Below are 24,732 nucleotides of genomic sequence, written 5' to 3'. Positions count from 1 at the left end.
ATTGCCATTGCGCTGGTAGTATTCATCATCGGCGGCTTGATTTTCCTGAAAATCAGAAGCCGGAAGAAGTAACCAGCCAGGGGCGGCCATGCGGGGGCCGCCCCTTTTACATACCAAAAAAGAAAGGAGCGTTGATGATGAAAGAACGATTTGAACAGCGGCTGTTCCGTATCTTTGCCCAGGCTGGCTACTCCCCGGTGCAGCTTCTCACCGTCACCCCGGAGGAAATGGTGGAGATTCCCGGCATTACCGTCCCCAACATCCGGGCGGTGCTGTGCGTCCAGAACAAGGTGCTGGCGGACCGCAACAAAGTCCGCAGCGGCAGGCTGATGGGGGAACTGCTGAAAGAAGCCGGGGAAAGCAGGTGAAGCCATGAGTGAATTGCACCTGCTGGATATACTGGCGGCCCGGCATGGCTGCTTTATCTCCGACTTAAACCTCACCCCCTTCCTGCGCAGGGCAGCCCTGGCCGATTTGTGCGGGATGGAGGAAAGCGCCCATCCCCTCTATCAATGGCAGGACGCGGTGCGTTACCTTACCGGGGATGAACGGGATTTTGCCAGTGTAAAGGAAATCAAAGCATTTATCAAAAAGGATATGGAGGCAGAGGGATGAACGATGATTCCACAGAAAAACGCATGGCCGGTGATTATGAGATTATCCAGGCGGTGCAGATTGGCGACCGGGAGGTTGTCCTGGGGGAAAATCCACAGGATGAAACCGGCATGAAGTATATGTGCGCCTTTTGCCGGCAGAACGCTTTGTTTGCAGAATACAGCGAAGTGATGGCCAGTGATGATTTCCCGGAGATTGTGGAGCTGTTCGGCCAGAGGATTGCCGAGCAAGCGCAGAAAACCCACATAGAGCTGAACAAGCCCCGCATACAGGGCATAGACGATCACCCCATCACGGCGGAGGGCTGCATCCCCATTTCCCATGAGGATGATCTACACGGGAAAATCGTGGTGATAAAGCCGGAGGTGCTGCGCCGGGAATACCGCAGGGCTACCCGCCAGCTCAAGCTCTGTCTGGGCGGCTTTGGGGCTTCTCCACACAGCCGGGGGTCCGCCTGTTACTGCGTTGACCTCTATACCGGAAAAGAAAGCCGCTATGAGCGCATGGACGTGCTGGGAACGATACAGCCGGAGGACCTTCCCGGTTGGGCCAAGCATGGCCTTACTGCGATCCAGCAGGAACAGGCCAAAAAGAAAACGACGAAGGAGCGTGAACGATGATGGATTACAGAGAAAACGCCGGATATATCATTACGGATTCCTGTCATGTGGGCGACAGCGAATTTGTGTTGGGCGTTCATTTGACAGCGCCCCAGCAGTTTGTCACCTGGAAATGCAGTAACCGGACGGACTACGATTGGGGCCACTATTTCAGCGACCTGTTTTCCGCGCAGAAGGATTTGGTGGCGCGGGCGCAGGAGGAGGTGCAGTGCCTGGAGGATCAGCGGCAAAACACTATTGTGCCGGAGACCCCTTTCTATTCCCCGTGGGGCAATATCCAGGAATGTGAAACGCTCTGCCCCGGCGTTTATTCCGTTTCCACCCCAGGGCATGGCGGAATTATGGTGCGCCGGGAACTGGCGGAAAAGATATTCCGAAAAGAAGCGATGGGCTGCGGCTTTGTTGAGGGCGGCTACCTCTGCTTTGAGGAGGACTGCGACGCGCAGGTGGCTCTCCGGGAGCTGATGGATAAAAAGATGATCCAGGCTCCGGTGAACGAGTACTTTGGCCCCGGTGCGTATGAGGCTGTTATCAATAGTAGTGTGCAAATTCACCACCCCGAATATTGGCAGGCAAGGGAAAAAGCCATATCGGAGCAAAACCGACAAGCGAAAAAGAAAGGACGTGAACGATGATGGAGCTGAAAATCACCAGCATGACCCCGGCGGATCGCCTGTATGCGTACAACCAGAGCAGCCAGCTTGAAGGGCAAACCGGCTGTATCGGCCATCTGCGCGGGGATTTTGGCTGCGGCCAGGAATTTTACACTTCCTGGTTCGACCATCGGAGGGAATACAAGACGGACGAGTTTAAGGCGGAGTTTGATGAAGTGGTCAACACTCTGCGGGAAAAGGACGGGCTGCTCTGCACCCGTGGCAGCATGACCAGGTTTTGCTATCAGAACCCGGAGGCTGAGTTTGAGGGAAACTACTGCGCCGAGTACGGTTTTAAGGTGCAGACGCCCCAACACACCTATATGCTCCGGTGCAACCCCAATTATGGAGACTACAACTTTTACCTCTACGCCTACGTTTCCCGATTTCTGGAACACCACATGGAAAAGGCCAAACAGGGCATCCGGTTTATCACGCCCGGCTACAAGGAGCTGTTCCGTATCCCCGATGGCGACCACATCCGCATTTTCACGGGCGGTGGAGGAACCCGCGACCGCACCTGCCGGTTTATCGACGAAACCCATTTTGAAACCAGCGGAGGGTATTCCAGCGCCCTTTATCATATCTGCGAATTTGCAGAGCGTTTGGAGCAAACTCACGGGAGCGTGATCCCGCTGCGTTCTTCTCTGCCTGTACAGTGCTTTAGTACGCTGCCCTCATCCGGGGAGCTGATTCTTCTGACCAGGGGCGAAAAAGGATACAGCCCCTGTCCTGAATTTTCAGCGGCGGACGCCGGAGAAAATCGCAGATTTGCAGAGGACAGCAATGGAAAAAACGGCGTTACCAAAGCGCAGGAGGCCGCTATGCTGGCCGGCTCCATGTTTGGGTGGCAGACCCCCGCCGCCGATCCCCAAAACTATGACGAGCAGGGGCAGCCCATCAGGCCTAGGCAGAAAGACCGAGGTGAAGCCCGATGAAGAATAGGCATAATCAAATCTGGGCGCGGATAGGTATGACATTTTCTCTTACGCCGGATGAAATGGAGCTGCTTGTTTCTGGAAACGACTTGGACAAACGAAAATGTCTTTCCCGGATTTTCACGGAGGGCAGAGCCGTGGTTAATGGTGACAGCTATATTCCAGATTCTATTATGGAGAAGTATAACGAAACCTATGGAACGCATTATGACTGCGGGGACGTTGATTTAGATACAGAAGAACTCTCCGGGAAAACTGTGTGTTTGGGTAAATTCCCTTTAAGAAATCGAGGTGAAGCCCGATGAAGGAAGAAAGACACGTTATCTGGAGCAATTATGGTCTGGACTATGAGGACTGGCGGGACGATCTGGAGGCAGAATACCCGGATTTATCCGAAGATGAGCGCATTTCCCTGATGTATGAGATCAATGGGGATTACCTGGATGATGAACGCGCTAACCTCAATGTACAGCTTTCCCAGCCGATTTTGGTTGTAGGCGACCTGGGCCTGTGGAATGGTCGGCGCATGGGATATAAGGAAATCCCCAGCGGCAATATCCGGGACTGCCTGTATTCCGATACGGATTATTCCACCTGGTATGTGGACCGGCTGGGTGATCTGCGGTGCGACGCCATCCACCATGATGGCACGAACTTTTATCTTTACCGCGTTTACAAGGACAGCGCCAGCCCTTCTCAAATTGAACTGCTGAAAGAAAAACTATATCGCGGCATTGCAACCCGCGCCGATATTACGAGAGTGACCCGCAGGCTGGGCGACGACATCGCCAAAGTCTACGGGTTTTCCATTCCCCGGCAGCGGCAGGCCGCCGCCATGGAAAGATGAGGTGATAAAAATGGCGTCTTTACCGCCCGTAAAACTGGATACGCATGAGGACTGGTTCAACTTGCTGATGACGGTTCTCCATCAGCAGGCGGAACAGAACCCCTATGAAGAATACCGGGAGATGGCTCAAAAGCTGATCGACCAGTTTATGCGCTATGGGAGGCCCTTTGTTGACAGTGACCATGCGCCCTGCGTGGCGCTTCGGATGTACCCGAAGGAGGCCGGAAATACCATCTGGCTGTTGCTGCTCTCCCTGTGCAATCAATATGACCCGGATAAGGATTACAGCGCAGAACTGAAAGCTGCGAAAAAAGAATAAGAAAAGGAGGGGCAACCGATGGCGATACGATATAAAGCCTTGACGGAGCTGTACCAGGAAACGCAGCGCAGCGTGACAGCTCCTGACCAGTGGCGAGCGTTTCTGGCTTCTGCCTGCCGCAACTACCGGCTTTCTTTCGATGAACAACTGCTTGTCTACGCCCAGCGCCCAGACGCCACCGCCGTCCTGGAGATCGAGCGATGGAACCGGCAATTTGGGCGCTGGGTAAACCGGGGCGCAAACGGCATTGCCGTTTTTGATGGGGAACACAATGGAAAACCCCGACTGAAATACTACTTTGACATTTCCGATACCCATGAAGCTCGGTTCCCCCGGCCCGTCCCCCTTTGGACGGTGCGGGAGGAATACGCGCCGGACATCATTGAAACGCTGGAAAACAGCTTTGGAGAACTGGAGCACAAGGAGGATTTGGGCGAAGCCCTGCTCTCTGCGGCGAAGAACGCCGTGGAGGATAATATGCCCGACTATCTTTCTGAATTGAAAACCCTCACGGAAGGCAGCTTTCTGGAAGAACTGGACGAGCTGAACCTGGAGGTGGAATACCGCAGGGCGGTGCAAAACAGCATTGGATATATGCTGCTGGTGCGCTGCGGCCTCGACCCGTCTGAATACTTTGAGGATGAGGATTTTCGGGATGTGCTGAATTTCAACACTCCACAGACCCTGAACGCTTTGGGCGTGGCCACCGGGGACATCTCCCAGATGTGCCTTTCCGCCATTTCCCGCACGGTCCTTGCCCTGCAAAGACAGCCCCAAAAAGAAAATCGCACATTTGAACCCCAGCAGAAAAACCAGTATGCTGTAACTGAACAGGAAAACACACAGCCGGAAAGGAGTTTTGAATATGACCGAGATCACTTACACCAGACAGGGCGACTACAATCTGCCGAACCTTCTGCCGCCCCAGGAGGAGCCGGTTCCCCATGGGAAATACGCATTGCTTCGGAAGAAATTCCTCAAGGAGCACCGCAGGGTGACGTACACCAACCTGCTGACCAGCGGCAAGCTGAACAGCCATCTGGCGGAGATCCAGCAGACCGCCCAGCGCCGGATGGAGCAGATCGTGGCGCAGATGGCCAAGAACCAGGGCGTGACAGAGGAACTGAAAGCCAGCGACCAGATGAAGTGGGTGCAGATGATGAGCAACCTGCAGAACGCGGCGGAGGAAACGGTGCTGGCGGAGCTGATTTACAGCTAATTGATGAACCGGAAGAAAGCGCAGGTGGCGAACAGCTCCCTGCGCTTTTGGATGAAAAGCAGATCATGGCCATCATCGCCAACAAAGATGATGACCTGAAATATAAGAAAAATCAGATCGAGCTTTTCTTTTCGGTTCACAGCGACGTTCAGGAACGGGCCGACTACCTGAAATCCGCTTATCAGGACCGGTACACTGAGATCATCGCTGACGGGCAGCGCCTGGGATATAAGCCCCAGGAGAATGGCCTGCTCATGTGGGAAGGCTCTTACCCATCCCGCACCAAGGAATCCGTTTTTTCCTGGGATATTGTGGCCCAGTGGACTGCCCAGCTCATTGACAAAAAAGAATATTTCATTCAGACGGACATCCCGCAGCTCCTTACCCAGGAGAGCCAGCAGATGTCCCTTTTTGATTTTGCGGCGTTTCAGCAGCCAGCCCAGGCCGAGGGTACGGCCCAACCATCCATTTTCCCTCACCCGGCTCTGCCTCAGCAGGTAATCGACGAGGCGCTGTGCATTGGTGCTAACGACCAGAACAGCCGCCTCATCATCTGCGCCTATTTCAAAAAGGATAAGCCGGACAATGCTAGGTTCCTGGCAGAGCACTATGGAGAGAACGGCGCTGGCTTTTATCTGGATGGCCGACAGTATGCCATCTGGTACAACGCCGAGGGAATCCGCATTGCCCAGGGCGAAAGCGCCCAGCGTTCCAGCGCCACCCTCATCCCCTGGGAACAGGCGGCGGCCCGTATCCGGGAACTGCTGGACTTGGGCCGGTATATGCCCCAGAGCGAGCTGGACCGGGTGGACGGGTATGAACGCCAGCAACGGGCCGCGCAGCTATGGTATCTCCGGCAGGATTTTGCAGAAGGCACCGCCGACGCGGGCTATCTTCCCACGGTGAATGCCATTTACGGCAAAAATCATGGGTTTCCAGAGGAAAGCGCCGCCATAAGCGATTTGTTAGGCCATCCGGAGGGGCTGCAGAACCTGCGGGATGAGCTGGAGCAGTTTGTCCAGGCATACAGAGAGAACCGGGAACTGCTGCGATTCCATTTCCACCGTCCGCAAAAATTGCTGGCGCAGCTTTCCGACCTGCAGCGGGAACCGCTGCACTTTACCGCCGCCGAAGGGTACGCCCCCCAGCGGCGTTTTTTCATCTCCGGGGACGAGATCGACAACCTTCTCCGGGGTGGAAAACGCAGCACCGATTACCGGCTGGCCGTGTATTCTTTCTATCGCAACCACACAGAGCGCAAGGAACGGGAGAATTTCTTAAAGCACTACCACGGCGAGTACAGCGGCCATTCCAGTGGGAATGACGATGTGACCTACCAGCTCAGTAAAGGCGTTTCTTTCAGCCACGGCAGTATCACCGCCCCCTACGCCAAGGTGGAGCTGAAATGGAACGCCGTGGAAAAGCGCGTCAGCGCCATGATCGCCCAGGGGCGGTTCCTCACCGATGAGGACCGCGCCGCCATGCCGCAGTATGAGAAGCACCAGCTTGCCCGGAATATCCGCACTTTCTTTGAAAACGTACCCCAGGAGCAGCCCCACCCCTATCCCTTTGGCTTTGACTATTGGGACGCGGTGAAGCTCATCGAGCCGCAGCTTGACGACCCGGCCCGTGTGGAAGAAATCTATCAGATGATGGTCCCCATTTGGGAGGCCACCCCGCAGGATGACAGGATGTACGCCCTGCGCCAGCAGGCGTTTGAAAACCTCACTGCCTTCCGGCAGGGAACCTTCACGCTCTTTGCAGAGCACAAGGAGCCTGTGGTTCCCACCATGCCGCAAGCCAAAGCCTACGACCTGGGCTACGGCTATTTGGGAAACGGCGTCACGGTGTGGAACCGGCTGGAGGAGGAACACGGTGACTACAAAACGGTTGCCCACATCGCCCCAGACCGCACGGTGACCTTCTACGAGGAGGAAATGCCCCAGGCAGTGCGGGAGGAAATCCAGCGGATTGCTGACACTTCGGAAATGACCATTTCCGCCACCCAGGACGCGCCGGTGTTCACCGTGCCGCCCAGGGCGCAGGAACCACCCCAAAAAGAAGAACCGGTAGACCCCTACCCGAAGCTGGCCGCCCAGGTGCTGCGTTTTGTGGGAGAGTTTGATGGTTCCCGCATGGGTTATGGTGAGGATGACGCCCAGGCGGTGGAAAATATCGCCCGGCAGCTCCATGACCCCGTTCAGAGAGAGGAAATCCGCAGACTGCTTCAATCCTTCCTGGACCATGCGGACCTGGAAGAAGAAATCGCGGTGGACATCACCCTCTGTATGGAGCAGATCGCGGAGCTGCCCCCGGCCCTTACCCCGGAACAGGCGCAGATAGAAGAAATCGCCGGTTATCTGGAGGAGGCCGGATATGCGGTATCCAGCGAACTGGTCGAAGAAGGTTTGATGGATTACCGTGCCCATGGCGGCAAAGGTAACAGCCAGGATGTTGCCGACTTCATTGAGCGCGAGTTTTTGTCCGAGGAGCCGGAACCTGCTTCACTGGAGATTGCCAAAGAATTTATCAACGATTTCTGCGAGGCCGAGTATGGCAGTCCAGCCGATTTCAGTGATCTGGAAAAGGTGGGCATTGCCTACACCACTGTTACGGATGAGGAAATTCCCATCCAGGTCAATGCCGACTTGGTCCATTACCGCATTGAGCGTTATCTGGACGGGCAGTTTTTGGAGCGCAGGCAGTATGAGAGCCTGGATGAACTCATCCAAAATGAGCTGGCCGAACTGGACTTTGACCAACTCACCTCTGTGGACCAGGACTATTTCAATGGAAAATACCCTCCCGACATAGAGCCATACATCTTCTGCGAGTGGAGCGAAAGCCCCGTGTTTGAAGATGGAAAACGCTACGGTATCCGTGAATTTGACACCCTGATGAAACAGGCGGATGAGGAGCAGGTGGCCGGTGCAAAGGCTGCTCTTGAAAAATACGGCACTTGGCAGGTGTGGTACGAATCCGATGACCCAGAAAATGCTCGGTTCCTGGGGTATGACAAGGTGAAATTTACCGTGGTCATGCCAGATGGCACCACCTACACCGAGCGCCAGGATATTGGGGACGGTGACGGGGGCGTTCTGGACTTCCTCGCACAATATCCCAAGTACCAAGACATCCTTCCCTTGTTGCAGCAAAGTACACCACCACAAAATGATTATATGCTTTTAAGCCGCCTGAAAGCCGACTGCGACTATTTCTTGGGCGCTGGCGGGCGGGCAGAAAAGCACCTGTGGGCTGGGAACGTGCGAGAGCAAATCGCCAAAATGCGGGAACTCTATGACGCCCTGCCGGAAAAACCGGAATGGCTCACCATGGAGGACATCGACCGCTATGCCCAGCGCATGGAGCCGCCTTACGAAGTGGTGGTGTACCACCACTTTGAAAATGGCTTTGATGAACGGCTGGATTACCAAACGCTGGCGGAGGCCGAACAAGCTGCGCAGAAATATGTGGCCGGCACTATGGAGGGCGAGGATGGCTTTGCCTATGATGGCGCGGGTATCTATGACCTTCAGGAGAACAGATGGCTGCGGGTTTACGGGAACTTCCCTGATGAACGAGCCATTGAGCAGGCAAAACAAGCCCCTGCCGCAGAGGAACCGTCAGCCAGCCCAGAGCAGGCCGATTTACAGCCTAAAAAAGAAGAAGCACTCCCACTGCCGCCGAAGCACCCCCGCCGTGAGCGCATTACTTTCACAACCCTGCACCCGGAGGTCCCCAGGGATCAGCGCCATGATTTCCACATCACCGATGACGCCCTGGGCCACGGCACCCCCAGCGAGAAATACGCGGCCAATGCTGCCGCCATCCGCACCTTGAAGCAGATCGAAGCTGAGGAACGGCTGGCCACGCCCGAAGAACAGGAAATCCTGTCCCGCTATGTGGGCTGGGGCGGCCTTGCAAACTGCTTTGAACAAACCAGCCCCCATTATGAGGAACTGAAATCTCTGCTGGATTCGGAGGAATACGCAGCGGCCAGGGCCAGCTCCCTCACCGCCTTTTACACGCCGCCTGTGGTCATCCGGGGAATCTATAAGGCCCTCGCTCAGATGGGCTTTACCCAAGGGAACATTTTGGAGCCATCCTGCGGCACCGGTAATTTCCTTGGCTTGCTCCCCACAGATTTGGCGGGCAGCAAAGCCTATGGCGTAGAGCTGGATTCCATTTCCGGGCGGATTGCGGGCCAGCTTTACCAGAATGCCAACATTTCCGTAAACGGCTTTGAAACTGTGCAAATGCCCGACAGCTTTTTTGATGTAGCCGTGGGCAACGTCCCCTTTGGGGATTTCAAAGTGCTGGATAAACGGTACGACAAGCACCACTGGCTGATCCACGACTATTTCTTCGGCAAGACGCTGGACAAGGTGCGGCTCGGCGGTATTGTGGCGTTCATTACCAGCAAAGGCACTCTGGACAAGGAAAACTCCAGCGTCCGAAAGTACCTGGCACAGCGCGCCGATCTCATTGGGGCCATCCGCCTGCCGGATAACACCTTCAAGCGGAACGCCGGAACGGAAGTGACCAGCGACATCATTTTCCTGCAAAAGCGCGACCACATCACCGATTTAGACCAGGATTGGGTGCATTTGGACACCGATGAAAACGGAATCCGCATGAACCGCTATTTCGTGCAGCACCCGGAGATGATTTTGGGCGACATGGTGATGGAATCCACACGGTTCGGGCCGGACAGCGCCTGCAAAGCCCGCGAGGGGGAAGATTTATCCGAGCAGCTTGCCAATGCCATCCAGTTTTTGCAGGCGGAAATCAAGCCCTATGAGCTGGAGGAGCTGGACGAGGAGGAAGATCGCTCCATCCCTGCCGACCCCACAGTGAAGAATTTCAGCTACACGATTGCAGATGGGCAAGTATACTACCGAGAAAACAGTCTCATGCACCCGGTGGAAGTCTCCGTCACGGCGGAAAACCGTATCCGTGGCATGATCGAGCTGCGGGAATGTACCCGCAGGCTTATTGAGTACCAGACCGAAGGCTACCCGGATGAGGATATTGCAGCCGAGCAGCAAAAGCTCAACGCCCTTTACGACAGCTTCACCGCCAAGTATGGGCTGCTGAACAGTCGCGGCAACAAGCTGGCCTTTTCGGAGGACTCCAGCTACTGCCTCTTGTGCTCTCTGGAGGTGCTGGATGAGCAGGGCAACCTAAAAAGAAAAGCCGATATGTTCACCCGGCGCACCATCCGGCCCCATGTGGCTGTCACCAGTGTGGATACAGCCAGTGAAGCGTTGGCGGTGTCCATTTCGGAAAAAGCCCGTGTGGATATGGACTATATGGCAGAGCTGTCGGGTAAATCCCCGGAGGAACTGGAAAAAGAGCTTGCCGGGGTGATCTACCGGGATATTCGCTGTGCGGAGAACCCGGAGGACATCCTGCCTTCTTTGGCGGATTTGAGCCGCTATCCTCTTGTCACGGCGGATGAGTACCTTTCCGGGAAAGTGCGCCAAAAGCTGCGGATGGCAAAAGCATTCCTGGAAGTGGCCCCTGACAATCAGAAGGAAACCGCCCGCAGAAATGTGGAGGCCCTGGAAGCCGTTCAGCCCCAGGATTTGGGCGCTGGAGAAATTGGCGTGCGCATTGGCGCGAACTGGGTGCCCATCGAGGTGTACCAGCAATTCATGGTGGAGCTGCTCACCCCCAATTACTATGTGCGGGATCGTATTAAAATCCTGCGCTCCGAAGCCACCGGCCAATGGAGCATCCGGGAGAAAAACGCCGACCGCAGCAATGTGAAAGCCATTACCACCTACGGCACCAAGCGGATGAGCGCCTACCACATCTTGGAGCAGACCCTAAATCAAAGGGATGTGCGGGTATTTGACTATATTGAGGACGAGAACGGCAAGAAAAAGCCTGTCCTCAACAAAAAAGAAACCGCGATTGCCCAGGACCGGCAGGAACTCATCAAGCAGAAGTTTGCCGAGTGGATCTGGAAAGACATCGACCGCCGGGAACTGCTGTGCCGTGTTTACAACGAAACCTTCAACGGCGTCCGCCCCCGTGAGTATGATGGGCGGCACATCCGGTTTGAGGGCATGAACCCGGAAATTTCCCTACGGCCTCATCAGATCAACGCGATTGCCCATATCCTTTACGGCGGGAATACCCTGCTGGCCCACGAGGTGGGGGCGGGCAAGACCTACGAGATGGTGGCCGCTGCCATGGAGATGAAGCGTTTGGGCCTTTGCACCAAGTCGCTGATCGTGGTGCCAAACCACATCACCGAGCAGTGGGCGGCGGAATGGCTCCAGCTCTATCCCAGCGCCAACATTTTAGTTACCACGAAGAAAGATTTTGAAACCCAGAACCGCAAGAAGTTTTGCAGCCGCATTGCCACCGGGGACTACGACGCCATCATCATCGGCCACAGCCAGTTTGAAAAAATCCCCATGAGCCTGGAGCGCCAGCAGGCCATTTTGGAGCGCCAGATTGAAGAAATCCTGGAAGGAATCGAGCAGGCCAAGGCACAGAAGGCGGAACGCTACACGGTCAAGCAGATGGAGCGTACCCGGAAATCGCTGGAGACAAGGCTGGCCAAGCTCAACGACCAGAGCCGCAAGGATGACACCGTCACCTTTGAGCAGCTCGGCGTGGACAGGCTCTTTATTGATGAGAGCCATTATTTTAAGAACTTGTTTTTGGCGACAAAAATGCGAAACGTGGGCGGCATTGCCCAGACCGAAGCCCAGAAATCCAGCGACCTGTTCATGAAAACGCAGTATCTGGACGAGTTGACCGGCGGGCGCGGCGTGATTTTTGCCACCGGCACCCCTATCTCCAACTCCATGGTAGAGCTTTACACCATCCAGAGGTATTTGCAGTACAGGCTCCTGCAGGAGATGGGCCTTGTCCATTTCGATGACTGGGCGGGGAGCTTCGGAGAAACGGTTACAGCCATCGAGTTATCGCCGGAGGGCACCGGCTACCGAGCCAAAACCCGGTTTGCCAAGTTTTATAACCTGCCGGAGCTGATGGCTGCTTTCAAGGAGGTTGCCGACATCCAAACAGCGGATATGCTTTGTCTGCCTGTTCCCAAGGCAAACTTCCACACGGAAGTGATCCAGCCCTCGGAGCTTCAGAAAGAGATGATAAGGGGGCTGGCGGAACGGGCAGAGAAAATCCGTGCCGGTGGGGTTGACCCCCATGTGGACAATATGCTCCGCATTACCAATGACGGGCGGAAATTGGCGCTGGATATGCGGCTCATCAACCCTCTCGCTGCCGACGACCCCAATGGCAAGGTGGCTGTCTGCGCCCGGAATGTGTTCCGCATCTGGGAACAGACTAAAGAAAAACGCTCTGCCCAGCTTGTATTCTGCGACCTGTCCACACCTACTACCGATGGCTCTTTCAGTGTTTATGACGACCTAAAAAAGAAACTGATGGACGCCGGTATCCCGGAAGAAGAAATCGCCTTTATCCACACGGCAGACAGCGAAGCCAAAAAGAAGGAGCTGTTTTCCAAGGTGCGCGCCGGGCAGGTGCGGGTGCTGCTGGGTTCCACGGCCAAAATGGGCGCAGGCACTAACGTCCAGGATAAGCTCATTGCCCTGCATGACCTGGACTGCCCCTGGCGGCCTTCCGACCTTCAGCAGCGGCTGGGGCGTATCGTCCGCCAGGGCAATGAAAATGAGGAGGTGGAAATCTATCGGTATGTAACGGAAGGCACTTTTGACGCTTACCTCTACCAGCTTGTGGAGAACAAGCAGAAGTTCATCGCCCAGATCATGACCAGCAAGGCCCCCGTCCGTGTGGCGGATGATGTAGATGAAACTGCCCTCAGCTATTCGGAAATCAAGGCATTGGCCACCGGCAACCCACTTATTATCGAGAAGTGCAACCTGGATATGGAGGTGGCGCGGCTCAATATGCTGAAAGCCAGCCACTTGAACCAGGTGTACGCTCTGGAGGAACTGGTGTATCGGAAATACCCGGAGGAAATCACCCAGCTCACGGAACGGATCGCGGGCTATGAGCAGGATGTGGCGCTGGCGGCGGCCCACCCCAAGGCCCAGGAGGGCTTCTGCGGCATGGAGGTGGATGGCAGGCACTACACCGAAAAAGAGGGCGCCGGCAAGGCTATCATTGATGTTTGCACCCGTATGACAGGTTCCGACGCTGTTCTTTTGGGGCAGTACCGGGGCTTTTCCATGGTGCTGGCTTATGATGGCAGGAGCAACGAGTATCGGATCACGCTCAAAGGCACTCTTTCCCATACGGTGACGCTGGGGGCGGATGTGTTCGGCAATATCACCCGCCTGGACAACGCTCTGGAAAACCTTGCAGGCAGCCTGCAGGCCGAGCAGAACAGCCTGGAGGAAACCAAGGCCCAGCTTGAAAACGCCCGCACGGAATTGGCTACACCTTTTGCCCGCGAGGAGGAGCTGGCGGAGAAAACAGCCCGTTTGAAAGAGCTGAATATTCTGCTCAACATGGATGAGAAGGACAAAACATTGATGGACGATACCCCAGACGAGGGCGAGGATGTGCCTGCCCGGAGGGTTGCGGAGCTGGCACGGTAAAGGAGGATACGATGACCAACGAAGAATTAAATACCAGGCTCTATGAGAAAATGTTTGCGGAACAGGAGCAGTTCCGGGATTGGCTGCTCTCCCAACCGCCGGCTGAGATTTTGAACCATGCCTATGAGTACACGGTGCGGGAGGACATCCTGATGTCTCTTGAATACCACGATCTGGAGGATAGTCAGGCCAGGGCGCTGCTGAAATCTGACAAGCCCTTGAAGCAGATTTTTGAGAGGTGGGAGAACCAGGAAACCTCTTATATGGATACGGTATGGGATACTGTCCAGGAACAGGCCAGGGCCGCCGAAGCCAAACAGAAAGCCAAAGCGCAGAAAGAAAGGTGATTGCACATTTGCCATTGCGCTGCGGGGCAGGTATAGTATAATAAAAATCGTGATAAGGGGTGATGATAGATGGACGATGATAGATGGACGATAGCTACTGCCTGCTCCCGGAGCGCATTTCCGAGCAGTTTTCTGAAATCGACAGCGACATCGTGATGGATTTGGCGGCTGCCAGCCCGGAATATACCGAGTTGAAGGCCCAGATGGAGGAACTGAAACGCCAAAATCTTGTGATTGGCGCTCTGCTGGAGGGCAAGGGAGAACTTTCTTTTACCGCTGAGGAGCATGAAGCCTTGAAAGAATTTATCCGGCTGTATATGCGGGCCGATAATATGGAACGGGAACACATCTACTTCCGGGGCCATGCAGACGGATTTGCCTATCTGAAGAAAATCGGCGCTTTCAAAACTGAATAGTTTTTTGGGCGGCATGGAAAAATCCATGCCGCTTTTACATATCCAAATTCATTCGCACCCCCAAAAAGGTCTTGAACAAAACAAGTTTTTACGGATTAGGAGTAAAAACTATTGAAATTCTTGGAGTTTTTGGATATGGCTTAAAGCTGCCGCCCAAAACTGCACATTCCCCATTCATATCTGCATATAAATCGCAAAAGTATATGCAGAAAGTCGATTGGAGCAATCCAGTCGGCTTTTTCCATATCTGAAAAGAGTACAGCCCCTTTTACATAGTCAGCTACCCCACATGGGGCGGCTAATCTATGGCTATGTGAAGGGGGCTGTATTTTTTTATGCCTTTTTACGATTCAGAAGCCATCGAACGGGCAAGGCAGGTGGACCTGCTCACCTACCTGCAAACCTGCGAACCCCAGGAGCTGGTCCATGTGTCCGGCAACGTCTACTGTACCAAGACCCATGACAGCCTGCGGATTTCCAACGGCAAATGGTGCTGGTTTTCCCGCGGGATTGGCGGTTACAGTGCGCTGGACTATCTCATCAAGGTCAACGGCTATTCCTTTTTGGAGGCCATGGAAACTATCTCCGGAAGGGCTGCCATCCCGCCGCCTTCCTTTGTGCCAGCGCCGAAGGAGGAAAAGCCCAAGCACCTGCTTCTGCCCCAGGCCGCCCCAGACAACCGGGCAATGATGGCCTACCTCAAAGGCCGGGGTATTGACCAGGAGATTTTGGACTACTGCGTTCAGACCGGGCGGATTTATGAGAGCCGGAACAAAGGCCACAGCAACGTGGTTTTCGTGGGTTTTGACAAGGATGGCAAGGCGCGGTTCGGCTGCCTGCGGGGAATCAGTGAAGCCCGGTTCCACGGGGATTTAAGCGGCAGTGATAAGCACTTTTCCTTTGCCCTGCCCGCCTGCGTGGAAAATCCAGCGGTCCATCTGTGCGAGTGCGCCATTGATGTCATGTCCTACGCCACGCTTTGCAAGCTGGACGGGATTGACTGGCGGCGGCACAATCTGCTGTCCCTGGCCGGGGTGTACCAGCCGAAGAAAAAGATGGAGGAAAGCAAGCTGCCGGTGGCCCTCACCCGATTTTTGGATGACCACCCCCATGTGAAAACCGTCTATCTCCATTTGGACAATGACACGGCTGGCCGGCTGGCGGCCAAGGCAATCATGGCTGTCATGCCGGAGGGCTACCGTGTGGAGAACAAACCGCCGCCCCGTGGAAAGGATGTGAATGATTTTCTGTGCCACCGGCTGGGGATTCCCATTCGGGGCAGCCACAGCAAAGAGCCGGAGCGGTGAGTTGCCAGTTTTGCAGCTTCGACAGATTCTCCCTCTTGCAAATTGTTATCATATATGTTAACATTAAAGCAGTGAGGTGAGAGTATGGATGAACTGCGCAAACGGCAGAAAATCATATCTCAGCTTGTGGAGGCCCGTCTGGAGCAGGGCATTTCCCAGGCAGAACTGGCAAGGCGGCTGGGAATCCAGCGTTCCGGCATTAACCGCCTGGAAAGTGGGACACAGAACCCCACGCTTGATATGATCTTAAAAATCGCCTCGGCGCTGGGAAAGGATGTTTCACTGGAACTGAACGACAAGGAGGAGCCTATGAGTAATGTTTACAGTCTCCGCATTTATGATACGGAGCTAATGCGCTTTTCCATGGAAAAGCAGGGCTTGTCCGGCCTTGTGGCTGAAATCTTATACACCAACGAGGAGCAGGCCCATTTGCTGCCTTTGGATATGGAGCGCACCGGCGAGGGCGTCATTCATTGGCTGGAGCGGCGGGTTATCCCCAAAAACCGCGCCTTTGTGGACGAGATTTTGAAAACCCTTGGCCTCAGCCACAACGACACCAAGGGAATCATCGACGTGTGCAAGGGGCTGTCGCTCAACGACAGCTATTGGGTGGTGCCGGAAGGATTTGAGGGGGGATTCTCCCAATACAATCTTTACGAAAATCGCTTTTCCGAGATACTGGCGCTGGTGGCCTATACCGGCGCAGGCGGGAGCAGGCAGGCGTTTACCACATCCCCGGAGCTGACCACAGGCGGCATGCTGCCCAAGGCGTGGCGATATGTGGAGCACGATGGGATTTATCTCTACAAGGGCGGCACGACCGGCGCGTCCAATGCGGGCCGGGAGCCGTACTGCGAGTATTATGCTTCGCAGATTGCGGAAACCATGCGTCTGAACGCCGTGCATTATGACCTGGAGAATTGGAAAGGCATTACCGCCTCTAAGTGCGCCCTGTTTACCAACATCGACACAGCCTATATCCCCATCGGGCGCATTGTCCGAACCGGGGGCATTGCCGCCTGCCTTGCCTACTACGACAAGCTGGGGCCGGAGTTTTCCGAGCAAATCCGCAGTATGCTGGTGTTTGACGCTCTGATTTACAATGAGGACCGCCACTTTGGAAACTTTGGCGTCCTGCGGGATAACCACAGCGGCAACATTATTGCGCCCGCCCCCATTTTTGACAATGGGCTGTCCCTGTTCTGCTATGCCGGTAAGGAAGATTATGCGAATCTGGACGAGTATGCAAAAACCCGTTCTAACCCCTACAACATCTCCTATGAGGAAGTGTGTGCAGAGGTCATGGGGCCAAAGCAGAAAGAGCAGCTTCGCCGCATGATCGGGTTCCGGTTCAAGCGCCACGAAAGCCTGGGCCTGCCGGAAGAACATTTGCAGGCCATTGAGAAGCATTTGGAGAGCCGGGTGCGTAAGCTGCTGGCAATCCCCACCCGTCATCTGAAACAGGAGAAGGCGCGGTAAAAACGAATCTCTTTTTTGGAGAGCGTTCTGAAAATGGACGCTCTTTTTTGCTGCCCATTTTTAGAGAGGAGCGTGAGTGATGAACCATTATGATGTTACCATCCGGGAAACGCTGGAGGTGAAAATGAAGGTGGCGGCAAACAGCCGGGAGGAGGCCGAGCAGTTTGCCAGGGACCAATGGAAACGCGGCGAAGTCGTTCTGGACGCCAGCCATTTTACCGGCGTGGAGTTCCATGCCAAGCGGTATTTCCGTGACCGGGGCGAGCGATGAGTTCTTTTTTCGCCTGTCCCGGATTCCCCGCAGGGGAATGGAATGTAGCTGTACCAGCAAGCATCGCCTTTGTGATACCACAAAGGCCGCTTGTTAGGGGGAACGCCCCCTAATACCCCTTTTGAAAGGATGGAGGTTTTCATGGAAGGATTGTTTTTCGCCATTGGATTTCTGCTGGGCGGTGTGGTCGGCGTGCTGATTATGTGCCTGCTTCAAATCAACCGCATAGGCAGAAAGGAGGATTCGGAAGAATGAGAAAACGCAACGTACACGTACAGTTTTGGCTGGACAAAAAAGAGGCGGAAGCCTTCAACAAAAAAGTAAAGCGCAGCGGCCTTTCCCGTGAGGCGTACCTGCGCCATCTGGTGAACGGCCTGGTTCCCCAGGACGCGCCGCCGCCCGCCTACTACGACTTTATGCGGGAGCTTCACCGGATTGGCGGCAACCTCAACCAGATCGCCCAGAAAGCCCATGTGCTGGGCGTCATTGATGAGCGCCGCTATGATGAGGAAATGCGAAAATTCGACCAGCTCGTCCGGGACATCACCAAAGCGGTGATCCTTCCCCGCGCTATGGACACGAAGGGGTCCCCGCGAAGCCTGCTTCGTGGGGAGAAGGAGCACCCGCGAAGCGGTGAGCCTTTTGACGCTTGCGGCAAAAGCGGCAAGCGGAGCGCGGTGTGACGTGGCTACCACGTCTATCTGGCGGGTGAACGGCTGGCTGGGCAAGGTTCTCATCTATATCGAGAATCCAGATAAGACCGAAAATCCTGATTTCTTTGAAAAGCAGGATATGGATGGCAAGGAGGCCCAGGGCCTATCCGATGTGATCGAGTATGCCGTCCAGCAGCAAAAAACAGGCAAGACGGTGGAAAGCGAAGGCGAAACGGTCATGCGGCAGTTTGTTTCCGGGGTGAATTGCAGCCCCTCTACGGCCCGCGATGAGATGATAGCGGTAAAAAAGCGTTTCGGAAAGGAGGGCGGGACTGTGGCCTACCACGGCTATCAGAGCTTTGCCCCCGGCGAGGCCACGCCGGAGCTGGCCCATGAGATCGGCCTTGCCCTGGCAAAAAAGCTGTGGGGTGAAAAATACCAGGTGCTGGTGGCTACCCATCTGGACAGGGAAAATCATCTGCACAATCATTTTGTAGTGAACACGGTTTCCTTCGTGGACGGCATCAAGTACCATCGTACCGAGCAGGATTATTTCGATATGCAGCGGGAATCCGACCGGCTGTGCCGCGAGTATGGGCTTTCTGTCATTGAGAACCCCCAGCGGGGAAAATCCAAGCACTACGGGGAATGGCGGGCCGAGCAGGAAGGCCGCCCCACCTATCTCTCCCTCATCAAAGCCGATGTGGATACTGCCATCCGCCAGTCTATGACGGAACGGCAGTTTTTTTATCATCTGCGGCAGATGGGCTATGACGTCAAGGTGGGCAAGGATATTACGGTCCGCCCGCCGAATTACCCCCGTGGACGCAAGCTCATGCGTAACTTTGGCGAGGACTACTCGATGGAGAACATCCGCAGGCGGATTTTAGCCCAGCGCCGCCCCCAGCGGGAACACAGGCCGGAGCCGTTTCGGTGCAGGCTACACGGGGATTTGAAACAGGCCAAAAAGGTGACGGGGTTCCGCGCCCTCTACTTCCACTACTGCTATCTGCTGGGGGTATTCCCCCAAAAGCAGAACCGCCCGCCCAGGCGGGTGCCTCATGCACTGCGGGAGGATTTGATCCGGGCGCAGGAGCTTACCGATGAAGCCTGCCTTCTTTCCCGCCACCGCATTGACACCCTGGAGCAGCTTAACGCCTATCGGTCCGATGTGAAATCTCAGTTTGCCGGCCTGACGGAACAGCGGAAAAGCCTGTACCGGAAACTTCGCACCAAGGCAGTGCTGGCCGACCCTGCCAGGCAGGAGTATATCCGGGCTGAGATCTCCAAACTATCTGCGCAGATCAAGGAGCTGCGCCGGGAGGTGAAGCTGTGCGGGGATATTGCCCTGCGCTCCACTTCCATCAAGGATAAGATACAGGCCGCCCGTGAGGAAGTCTCCGGCAGGGATGAGAAAGCCCGCCAGGAGCCGGAGCAGGGCCGGGCGGCTCCCCCAGGAAGGAGATGATTTTTGATGTATAACTCAGGCGACGCGGCGGAGCAAGTGGTACGGATGAGCCTGGAGGGCGCTGAATTTGCCCTCAAAATCACCGGTTCTGCTGCTAAAAATCTGGCCGCCGCCCTTTACACGGTTCTGAAAGACCAGAAAAAGACCAAGGGCAAAGCCCGCATTGAAGCCATGCTGCGGGAGAAGCGCCCCTTAAAGGTTTACACCATCAAGAAGGAGGATTGCCCGGAGTTTGCCAAGCAAGCCAAGGGGTACGGGATTCTTTATGCGCCCATCCCGGTGAAGAAAGGCGACGACACCATCGACATTCTGGTGTTCGAGGATGACGCTGCCAGAGCCAACCGGATCGTGGAGAAGTTCAAGCTCACCGTTGTGGATACGGCTTCGATCAAGGAGGATATTGAGAAATCCCGCGAACAGCGCGGCAGCGAACCCGCCGCGCCGGAGCAGGCCATGCCGGAAAAGAGTGTGGACGACCAGCTTTTGGATGAGCTGATGGAAAAGCCCACCCAGAAAGAAAAAGCCCAGCCGGAAAATCCGGCAGCGGAGAAGAACGCCCCTTTTGCCCCAGCGGCGGAAAAATCCCCTCCGTCCGAGCCTATCTCCGAGAGCAGCAGCAAGTCCGCAAGGGGTACTTCTGATGGAGCCGAGAAGCCTTCCGTCCGGCAGGAGCTGCGGGACATCCAGGCCCAGCGGAAGAAGGAGGCGGAGGCTGCCAGGGCCGAGGAGCCGGCTGCACCCCAGAAGAAGGCGGCTCAGAAAACAACCCGGCACCAGCCGCCCAAACCCAAAAAGAAGCCCAAATCGAAAGAGAGGTAATCTGTGATGAATAATTTTGACGATCTGTTTGAACAGCAGCCCCAGGCGGAGGCCGCGCCGCAAAAGCAGGAAAGCCAGAAAGAGCGCCCCAAGCGCCAGTGGTGGCAGATCCGGGAGGAAAAACAGCGAAAAGAAGCCTATGCCACCTTGGACCGGATTTTTGGAGAGTTCTCCGAGGGTACGGGCAGTATGGAGGCATATCTGGATGTGCAGAGCCGTTTTCCCTTCCACTCTGCTCGCAATGCACTTCTGATTGGGGATAAATGCCCCGACGCGGTGCGTGTAGGCGGCTACAAGGAGTGGCACGCCCAGGGGATCGAGATTTTGGAGGATGAGAAGCGTTTGCCCATCATCATTCTGGAGCCGGGCAAGGCATACCGGCGTGAGGATGGCAGCGTGGGCCAGAACTTTTACGCCAAGGAAGTCTATGATATTTCCCAGACTACGGCGCGGGATCAGGTTCAGCCCCAGGTGCGCTACGATGACCGTCTGCTCTTAAAGGGCCTGATTGCCAGTTCCCCGGTGCCCATCCGGGCCGTGGAGGAACTGCCACAGGGCCGTGGGGCCATGTTTTCTGCAGAGCAGAACGCCATCCTGGTGAAAAAGGGCATGGACGCGCCGGACATCTTCCGCTGTGTTTCTCTGGAGGTTGCCAACGTGCAGCTTGCCCAAAGCATGGACGGCTATTCCAGAGAGACAGATGGCTACAAAGCCTATGCTGTCAGCTATATGCTCTGCAAGCGGTATGGCGTGGACGCCAAAGAGTATGAGATTTCCAAACTGGACGGCGTGTTTCAGGGGCAGGTCCCCAGGGAGGATATTCCTGCTGCCCTCACCGATATGCGGGATACGTTCAAATCCCTCAATGGCCGTATGGCCAGGGCTATGGGCCTCACCCGCGACAGCAAGCAGAAGGAACAGGAACGGTAAAGGAGGAGTAGACCCATGGAAAAACAGGAAAAAGTCGTCCTCACCCTGGACAGCTATGAGCATGGGATCATGATTCGCGCCCTCAACGAACTGCGCAACGATATGCTGGAGGAACAGCGTGACCCCGGCCCGGTGGAGGACGTTCTGCTGAAAACCATTGACGCCCCAGCCCAAAAAGACAAGAAAGCGAAGCGCCGGGATGAAGCCAGATAATAAGGCGGGCGGCCCCTGGCTCTATGCCCTGGGGCTGGTCCCGGTGATCTGGTTCGCCCTGCTGATTGCGCCTGCCATTTCCGGGGGACTTTCGGAGATCGTCAGCGCCCTGCCTGCGGCAATGAACAATCCATTCAAAATCGTGTGGTGTGAGGACAGTGTAAAAACTGTCCTCATTTTTATTGCCGCCTATGGGCTGGGCATTGGCATTTATCTTTCTTCCCGGCGCAATTACAGACGAGGTGAAGAACACGGTTCCGCCAAATGGGGCGATCCGCGGGCCGTGAATAAGAAATACCGGGACAAGGATCCGTTCAAAAACCGCATTTTTACCCAGCACGTCCGCATGGGGCTGGATGGCCGGAAGCACCGCCGCAACCTCAACACTTTGGTGGTGGGCGGCAGTGGTGCGGGAAAAAGTCGGTTCTACGCCAAAGTGAACATCTGCCAATGCAATACGTCCCTTTTTATTTTGGACTGTAAGGGGGAACTGCTTCGTGACTGCGGCGGCCTGTTGGAACAGATGGGCTATGAGATCAAGGTGGTGGACCTTCTGAACATGGAGAAAAGCCATTGCTACAATCCCTTTGCCTATCTGAAATCCGACAACGATGTGCAGAAGATGGTGACGAACCTTTTCAAAGCCACCACTCCGAAAGGGAGCCAGTCCAACGACCCTTTCTGGGATACTGCGGCCAGTATGCTCCTCATGGCGCTGGTGTTTTATCTGTGGTACGAAGCGCCGGAGGATGAGAAGAATTTCCCCATGATTATGGAGATGCTCCGAGCCGGGGAGGTGCGGGAGGATGATGATTCCTACCAATCGCCGCTTGACGAACTGTTTGACCGGCTGGAAATGCGCTCCCCGGATCACATCGCTGTGAAGTATTACAAGGATTACCGTTCCGGCTCTGCCAAAACGCTGAAATCCATCCAAATCACCTTGGCGTCCCGCCTGGAAAAATTCAATCTTTCTTCGGTGGCGGCTCTTACCGCCACGGATGAACTGGACCTTTCCAGCCTGGGCGAGAAAAAAGTGGCACTCTTTGCCCTCATCCCGGACAACGACGCCAGCTTCAATTTCTTGGTAAGTTTGCTGTATGCCAGCACTTTCCAGGAACTTTTTTATTCTGCCGACCGGGTACACGGCGGTAGCCTGCCCGTACCGGTGCATTTTCTCATGGATGAGTTCGCCAACGTGAGCTTGCCGGATGATTTCGACAAGCTGCTGGCCACCATGCGCTCCCGGAATATCAGCGTTTCCATCATCATTCAGAACATTGCCCAGCTCAAGGCGCTGTTTGAAAAGCAATGGGAATCCATCATCGGCAACTGTGATGAATTTTTGTACCTGGGCGGCAATGAAACGTCCACTCACAAGCTGATCTCTGAGAACTACCTGGGGAAAAGCACCCTCTGGCTGGACACCTACGGCAAGAGCACCGGGCATTCCGGCAGCTACTCCACCAACAACCAGATCACGGGCCGGGAGCTGATGACGCCCGATGAGGTCCGTATGCTGGACAATAACCTGGCCCTGCTCTTTATCCGTGGCGAAGCGCCGCTGATGGATGAAAAGTATGACCTTTTGAAACATCCCAACATCAAGTACACCACCGATGGCGGCGCGCCTGTCTATTCCCACGGCGGCACTGAAAACGCCGTGGCGGATATGACCATTGGCCGCCTCACCCCCGGCGACCTTGCCAATATCCAGGAGCCGGAAACCCTTTACGAACTTCTGTCCGATGAGGACATGGAGAATATCTTTCAATTTAAGGAGGACACCAAAAATGAAACTGTTTCATAAGGAAAGCAAGCAGAAGAAAGAAACCCGCAGCCTGCCCATGGGAAAAAAGAGCCGGAGCGCCTTTGCTGTTTATGCAGCCCTGGTGCTCATGCTGTGCTGCTGCACCACTACGGCCTTTGCCGCCAGCGACCCGTTGACTGTTATCAACAACCTCAGTGATTTCATCTTCGGCCTGATCCGCGCCGTGGGTATGATCCTGCTGGGCTTCGGCGTCGTGCAGATCGGCCTTTCTCTGAAAAGCCATGACCCCAGCCAGAGGGCTAACGGCTTTCTCACCTTGGCCGGCGGTGTTGTGATTACGTTTGCGAAGGAGATTTTGACCCTGATTACCGGCTGATTCTAATAACGGCAGTGTGGGGGCAGGCCCATGGCGGCCTGCCCCTTACCGTTGCCGGAAAGGAGGTTGTTGAATGTCCGATAACTGGGTTGTTCAAAATTTGCAAAATGCCCTCGATACCTGGAACAAGTACCTGTCCGAGATCTGGCAGCTCATCACCCAAAGCCCGGAACAGTTTAAGGGTGGCTCCATCTGGGGCGTCATTGTCAACATCCACGACGCGGTGCGGGCCATTGGCCTTGCGCTTTTGGTGCTGTTCTTTGTAGTGGGCGTCATGCGTACCTGCGGCAGCTTTGCCGAGGTAAAGAAACCGGAGCACGCCTTAAAGCTGTTTATCCGGTTCGCCATTGCCAAAGGTGTCGTGACCTATGGGCTGGAGCTGATGATGGCCCTCTTTAATATCGTCCAGGGCCTCGTTTCAACAATAATGAACGCGGCGGGCTTTGGAACCGCGCAGCAGACGGTTCTCCCCCAGGAGATTGTCACGGCGGTGGAAAGCTGCGGCTTTTTCGAGAGTATCCCCCTCTGGGCGGTGACGCTCATTGGCGGGCTGTTTATCACGATATTGTCTTTCATTATGATAATGACCGTCTACGGGCGGTTTTTTAAGCTCTATTTATACACGGCCATCGCGCCGGTGCCCCTGTCCACCTTCGCCGGGGAACCGACCCAAAACGTGGGCAAGAGTTTTATCAAGAGCTATGCCGCCGTGTGTCTGGAAGGGGCCATCATTGTGCTGGCCTGTATCATCTTTTCCCTGTTCGCGGCGGCCCCGCCTGCTATTGACCCCAATGCGGCGGCAGTCACCCAGGTGTGGAGCTATATCGGGGAGCTGGTCTTTAATATGCTTGTCCTCGTGGGCGCGGTGAAAATGGCCGACCGCGTGGTGCGCGAGATGATGGGCCTGTAA

General features: G+C 55.4%; 24 protein-coding genes. All 24 read left to right on the top strand.

Annotated elements, in window-relative coordinates:
- The first annotated feature begins 134 nt into the window (after positions 1–134).
- The 24 genes from ACLTX1_RS01935 (at position 135) to ACLTX1_RS01820 (ending at position 24,732) form a co-directional block, all read left to right on the top strand.
- A complete protein-coding gene (locus tag ACLTX1_RS01935; RefSeq protein WP_243243326.1) occupies positions 135–368 on the top strand; it encodes a hypothetical protein in 234 nt (77 codons plus the stop codon).
- Positions 369–372: 4 nt separating this feature from the next.
- Positions 373–615: a hypothetical protein gene (locus ACLTX1_RS01930; protein WP_195396632.1), complete on the top strand. Its 243-nt coding sequence runs from the start codon at positions 373–375 to the stop codon at positions 613–615.
- On the top strand, positions 612–1,235 hold the full coding sequence (locus ACLTX1_RS01925; protein WP_195396630.1) for a hypothetical protein: 624 nt from the start codon (positions 612–614) through the stop codon (positions 1,233–1,235). Before ACLTX1_RS01930 ends, ACLTX1_RS01925 begins: the two co-directional genes overlap by 4 nt.
- Positions 1,232–1,870 carry a DUF7007 domain-containing protein gene (locus ACLTX1_RS01920; protein WP_216881292.1) on the top strand — a complete coding sequence of 213 codons (639 nt, stop codon included), beginning with the start codon at positions 1,232–1,234 and terminating at the stop codon, positions 1,868–1,870. The genes ACLTX1_RS01925 and ACLTX1_RS01920 overlap by 4 nt, the downstream gene beginning before the upstream one ends.
- Complete coding sequence (locus tag ACLTX1_RS01915) at positions 1,870–2,826, top strand: hypothetical protein (RefSeq protein WP_412330443.1); 957 nt, start codon at positions 1,870–1,872, stop codon at positions 2,824–2,826. The genes ACLTX1_RS01920 and ACLTX1_RS01915 overlap by 1 nt, the downstream gene beginning before the upstream one ends.
- Positions 2,823–3,131 (top strand): hypothetical protein, encoded by a 309-nt coding sequence (locus ACLTX1_RS01910; RefSeq protein ID WP_177674275.1) that lies wholly within the window; start codon positions 2,823–2,825, stop codon positions 3,129–3,131. The genes ACLTX1_RS01915 and ACLTX1_RS01910 overlap by 4 nt, the downstream gene beginning before the upstream one ends.
- Complete coding sequence (locus ACLTX1_RS01905) at positions 3,128–3,673, top strand: hypothetical protein (RefSeq protein WP_075877510.1); 546 nt, start codon at positions 3,128–3,130, stop codon at positions 3,671–3,673. The genes ACLTX1_RS01910 and ACLTX1_RS01905 overlap by 4 nt, the downstream gene beginning before the upstream one ends.
- Positions 3,674–3,683: 10 nt before the next feature.
- Entirely contained in the window at positions 3,684–3,992 is a 309-nt protein-coding gene (locus ACLTX1_RS01900) for a hypothetical protein (RefSeq protein ID WP_015535527.1), read from the top strand.
- Between the two features lie 865 nt (positions 3,993–4,857).
- Positions 4,858–5,211 (top strand): TnpV protein, encoded by a 354-nt coding sequence (locus tag ACLTX1_RS01895; protein ID WP_105205001.1) that lies wholly within the window; start codon positions 4,858–4,860, stop codon positions 5,209–5,211.
- A gap of 65 nt (positions 5,212–5,276) precedes the next feature.
- Positions 5,277–13,772 (top strand): LPD11 domain-containing protein, encoded by an 8,496-nt coding sequence (locus tag ACLTX1_RS01890; protein WP_412330442.1) that lies wholly within the window; start codon positions 5,277–5,279, stop codon positions 13,770–13,772.
- An 11-nt stretch (positions 13,773–13,783) separates the two neighbouring features.
- On the top strand, positions 13,784–14,119 hold the full coding sequence (locus ACLTX1_RS01885) for a DUF3848 domain-containing protein (protein WP_015535525.1): 336 nt from the start codon (positions 13,784–13,786) through the stop codon (positions 14,117–14,119).
- 83 nt (positions 14,120–14,202) lie between these two features.
- Positions 14,203–14,535: a DUF6664 family protein gene (locus ACLTX1_RS01880; RefSeq protein ID WP_015535524.1), complete on the top strand. Its 333-nt coding sequence runs from the start codon at positions 14,203–14,205 to the stop codon at positions 14,533–14,535.
- 335 nt (positions 14,536–14,870) lie between these two features.
- Positions 14,871–15,842, top strand: a complete 972-nt coding sequence (locus ACLTX1_RS01875; protein WP_015535523.1) for a DUF3991 and TOPRIM domain-containing protein — start codon at positions 14,871–14,873, stop codon at positions 15,840–15,842.
- An 84-nt stretch (positions 15,843–15,926) separates the two neighbouring features.
- Positions 15,927–17,321 (top strand): helix-turn-helix domain-containing protein, encoded by a 1,395-nt coding sequence (locus ACLTX1_RS01870; RefSeq protein WP_015535522.1) that lies wholly within the window; start codon positions 15,927–15,929, stop codon positions 17,319–17,321.
- A gap of 79 nt (positions 17,322–17,400) precedes the next feature.
- Entirely contained in the window at positions 17,401–17,592 is a 192-nt protein-coding gene (locus tag ACLTX1_RS01865) for a DpnD/PcfM family protein (RefSeq protein WP_015535521.1), read from the top strand.
- 141 nt (positions 17,593–17,733) lie between these two features.
- A complete protein-coding gene (locus ACLTX1_RS01860; protein WP_015535520.1) occupies positions 17,734–17,847 on the top strand; it encodes a DUF3789 domain-containing protein in 114 nt (37 codons plus the stop codon).
- On the top strand, positions 17,844–18,275 hold the full coding sequence (locus tag ACLTX1_RS01855) for a plasmid mobilization protein (protein ID WP_015535519.1): 432 nt from the start codon (positions 17,844–17,846) through the stop codon (positions 18,273–18,275). The genes ACLTX1_RS01860 and ACLTX1_RS01855 overlap by 4 nt, the downstream gene beginning before the upstream one ends.
- A gap of 1 nt (position 18,276) precedes the next feature.
- Positions 18,277–19,713 carry a relaxase/mobilization nuclease domain-containing protein gene (locus ACLTX1_RS01850; RefSeq protein WP_395506985.1) on the top strand — a complete coding sequence of 479 codons (1,437 nt, stop codon included), beginning with the start codon at positions 18,277–18,279 and terminating at the stop codon, positions 19,711–19,713.
- 6 nt (positions 19,714–19,719) lie between these two features.
- Positions 19,720–20,532 carry a PcfB family protein gene (locus ACLTX1_RS01845; protein WP_015535518.1) on the top strand — a complete coding sequence of 271 codons (813 nt, stop codon included), beginning with the start codon at positions 19,720–19,722 and terminating at the stop codon, positions 20,530–20,532.
- A gap of 6 nt (positions 20,533–20,538) precedes the next feature.
- A complete protein-coding gene (locus tag ACLTX1_RS01840; protein ID WP_015535517.1) occupies positions 20,539–21,462 on the top strand; it encodes a hypothetical protein in 924 nt (307 codons plus the stop codon).
- A 15-nt stretch (positions 21,463–21,477) separates the two neighbouring features.
- Entirely contained in the window at positions 21,478–21,675 is a 198-nt protein-coding gene (locus ACLTX1_RS01835) for a hypothetical protein (protein WP_015535516.1), read from the top strand.
- Positions 21,662–23,485: a VirD4-like conjugal transfer protein, CD1115 family gene (locus ACLTX1_RS01830; protein WP_015535515.1), complete on the top strand. Its 1,824-nt coding sequence runs from the start codon at positions 21,662–21,664 to the stop codon at positions 23,483–23,485. The genes ACLTX1_RS01835 and ACLTX1_RS01830 overlap by 14 nt, the downstream gene beginning before the upstream one ends.
- Entirely contained in the window at positions 23,469–23,822 is a 354-nt protein-coding gene (locus tag ACLTX1_RS01825; RefSeq protein ID WP_015535514.1) for a hypothetical protein, read from the top strand. The genes ACLTX1_RS01830 and ACLTX1_RS01825 overlap by 17 nt, the downstream gene beginning before the upstream one ends.
- 73 nt (positions 23,823–23,895) lie before the next feature.
- Positions 23,896–24,732 carry a hypothetical protein gene (locus ACLTX1_RS01820; protein WP_015535513.1) on the top strand — a complete coding sequence of 279 codons (837 nt, stop codon included), beginning with the start codon at positions 23,896–23,898 and terminating at the stop codon, positions 24,730–24,732.

It is taken from the genome of Hominenteromicrobium sp. (assembly GCF_046974225.1).
Classification (GTDB): domain Bacteria; phylum Bacillota; class Clostridia; order Oscillospirales; family Acutalibacteraceae; genus Hominenteromicrobium; species Hominenteromicrobium mulieris.
Note: the sequence above shows the minus strand (reverse complement) of the source record. Positions and strands in the feature narration are given on the sequence as shown.

Coding starts and splice junctions, on each gene's coding strand:
- ACLTX1_RS01920 (WP_216881292.1), top strand. CDS start 1,232: ATGATGGATTACAGAGAAAACGCCGGATATATCATTACGGATTCCTGT.
- ACLTX1_RS01870 (WP_015535522.1), top strand. CDS start 15,927: ATGGATGAACTGCGCAAACGGCAGAAAATCATATCTCAGCTTGTGGAG.
- ACLTX1_RS01845 (WP_015535518.1), top strand. CDS start 19,720: ATGTATAACTCAGGCGACGCGGCGGAGCAAGTGGTACGGATGAGCCTG.
- ACLTX1_RS01925 (WP_195396630.1), top strand. CDS start 612: ATGAACGATGATTCCACAGAAAAACGCATGGCCGGTGATTATGAGATT.
- ACLTX1_RS01910 (WP_177674275.1), top strand. CDS start 2,823: ATGAAGAATAGGCATAATCAAATCTGGGCGCGGATAGGTATGACATTT.
- ACLTX1_RS01900 (WP_015535527.1), top strand. CDS start 3,684: ATGGCGTCTTTACCGCCCGTAAAACTGGATACGCATGAGGACTGGTTC.
- ACLTX1_RS01840 (WP_015535517.1), top strand. CDS start 20,539: ATGAATAATTTTGACGATCTGTTTGAACAGCAGCCCCAGGCGGAGGCC.
- ACLTX1_RS01820 (WP_015535513.1), top strand. CDS start 23,896: ATGTCCGATAACTGGGTTGTTCAAAATTTGCAAAATGCCCTCGATACC.
- ACLTX1_RS01930 (WP_195396632.1), top strand. CDS start 373: ATGAGTGAATTGCACCTGCTGGATATACTGGCGGCCCGGCATGGCTGC.
- ACLTX1_RS01915 (WP_412330443.1), top strand. CDS start 1,870: ATGGAGCTGAAAATCACCAGCATGACCCCGGCGGATCGCCTGTATGCG.
- ACLTX1_RS01885 (WP_015535525.1), top strand. CDS start 13,784: ATGACCAACGAAGAATTAAATACCAGGCTCTATGAGAAAATGTTTGCG.
- ACLTX1_RS01825 (WP_015535514.1), top strand. CDS start 23,469: ATGAAACTGTTTCATAAGGAAAGCAAGCAGAAGAAAGAAACCCGCAGC.
- ACLTX1_RS01905 (WP_075877510.1), top strand. CDS start 3,128: ATGAAGGAAGAAAGACACGTTATCTGGAGCAATTATGGTCTGGACTAT.
- ACLTX1_RS01895 (WP_105205001.1), top strand. CDS start 4,858: ATGACCGAGATCACTTACACCAGACAGGGCGACTACAATCTGCCGAAC.
- ACLTX1_RS01830 (WP_015535515.1), top strand. CDS start 21,662: ATGAAGCCAGATAATAAGGCGGGCGGCCCCTGGCTCTATGCCCTGGGG.
- ACLTX1_RS01835 (WP_015535516.1), top strand. CDS start 21,478: ATGGAAAAACAGGAAAAAGTCGTCCTCACCCTGGACAGCTATGAGCAT.
- ACLTX1_RS01860 (WP_015535520.1), top strand. CDS start 17,734: ATGGAAGGATTGTTTTTCGCCATTGGATTTCTGCTGGGCGGTGTGGTC.
- ACLTX1_RS01880 (WP_015535524.1), top strand. CDS start 14,203: ATGGACGATAGCTACTGCCTGCTCCCGGAGCGCATTTCCGAGCAGTTT.
- ACLTX1_RS01935 (WP_243243326.1), top strand. CDS start 135: ATGATGAAAGAACGATTTGAACAGCGGCTGTTCCGTATCTTTGCCCAG.
- ACLTX1_RS01865 (WP_015535521.1), top strand. CDS start 17,401: ATGAACCATTATGATGTTACCATCCGGGAAACGCTGGAGGTGAAAATG.
- ACLTX1_RS01875 (WP_015535523.1), top strand. CDS start 14,871: ATGCCTTTTTACGATTCAGAAGCCATCGAACGGGCAAGGCAGGTGGAC.
- ACLTX1_RS01855 (WP_015535519.1), top strand. CDS start 17,844: ATGAGAAAACGCAACGTACACGTACAGTTTTGGCTGGACAAAAAAGAG.
- ACLTX1_RS01890 (WP_412330442.1), top strand. CDS start 5,277: ATGGCCATCATCGCCAACAAAGATGATGACCTGAAATATAAGAAAAAT.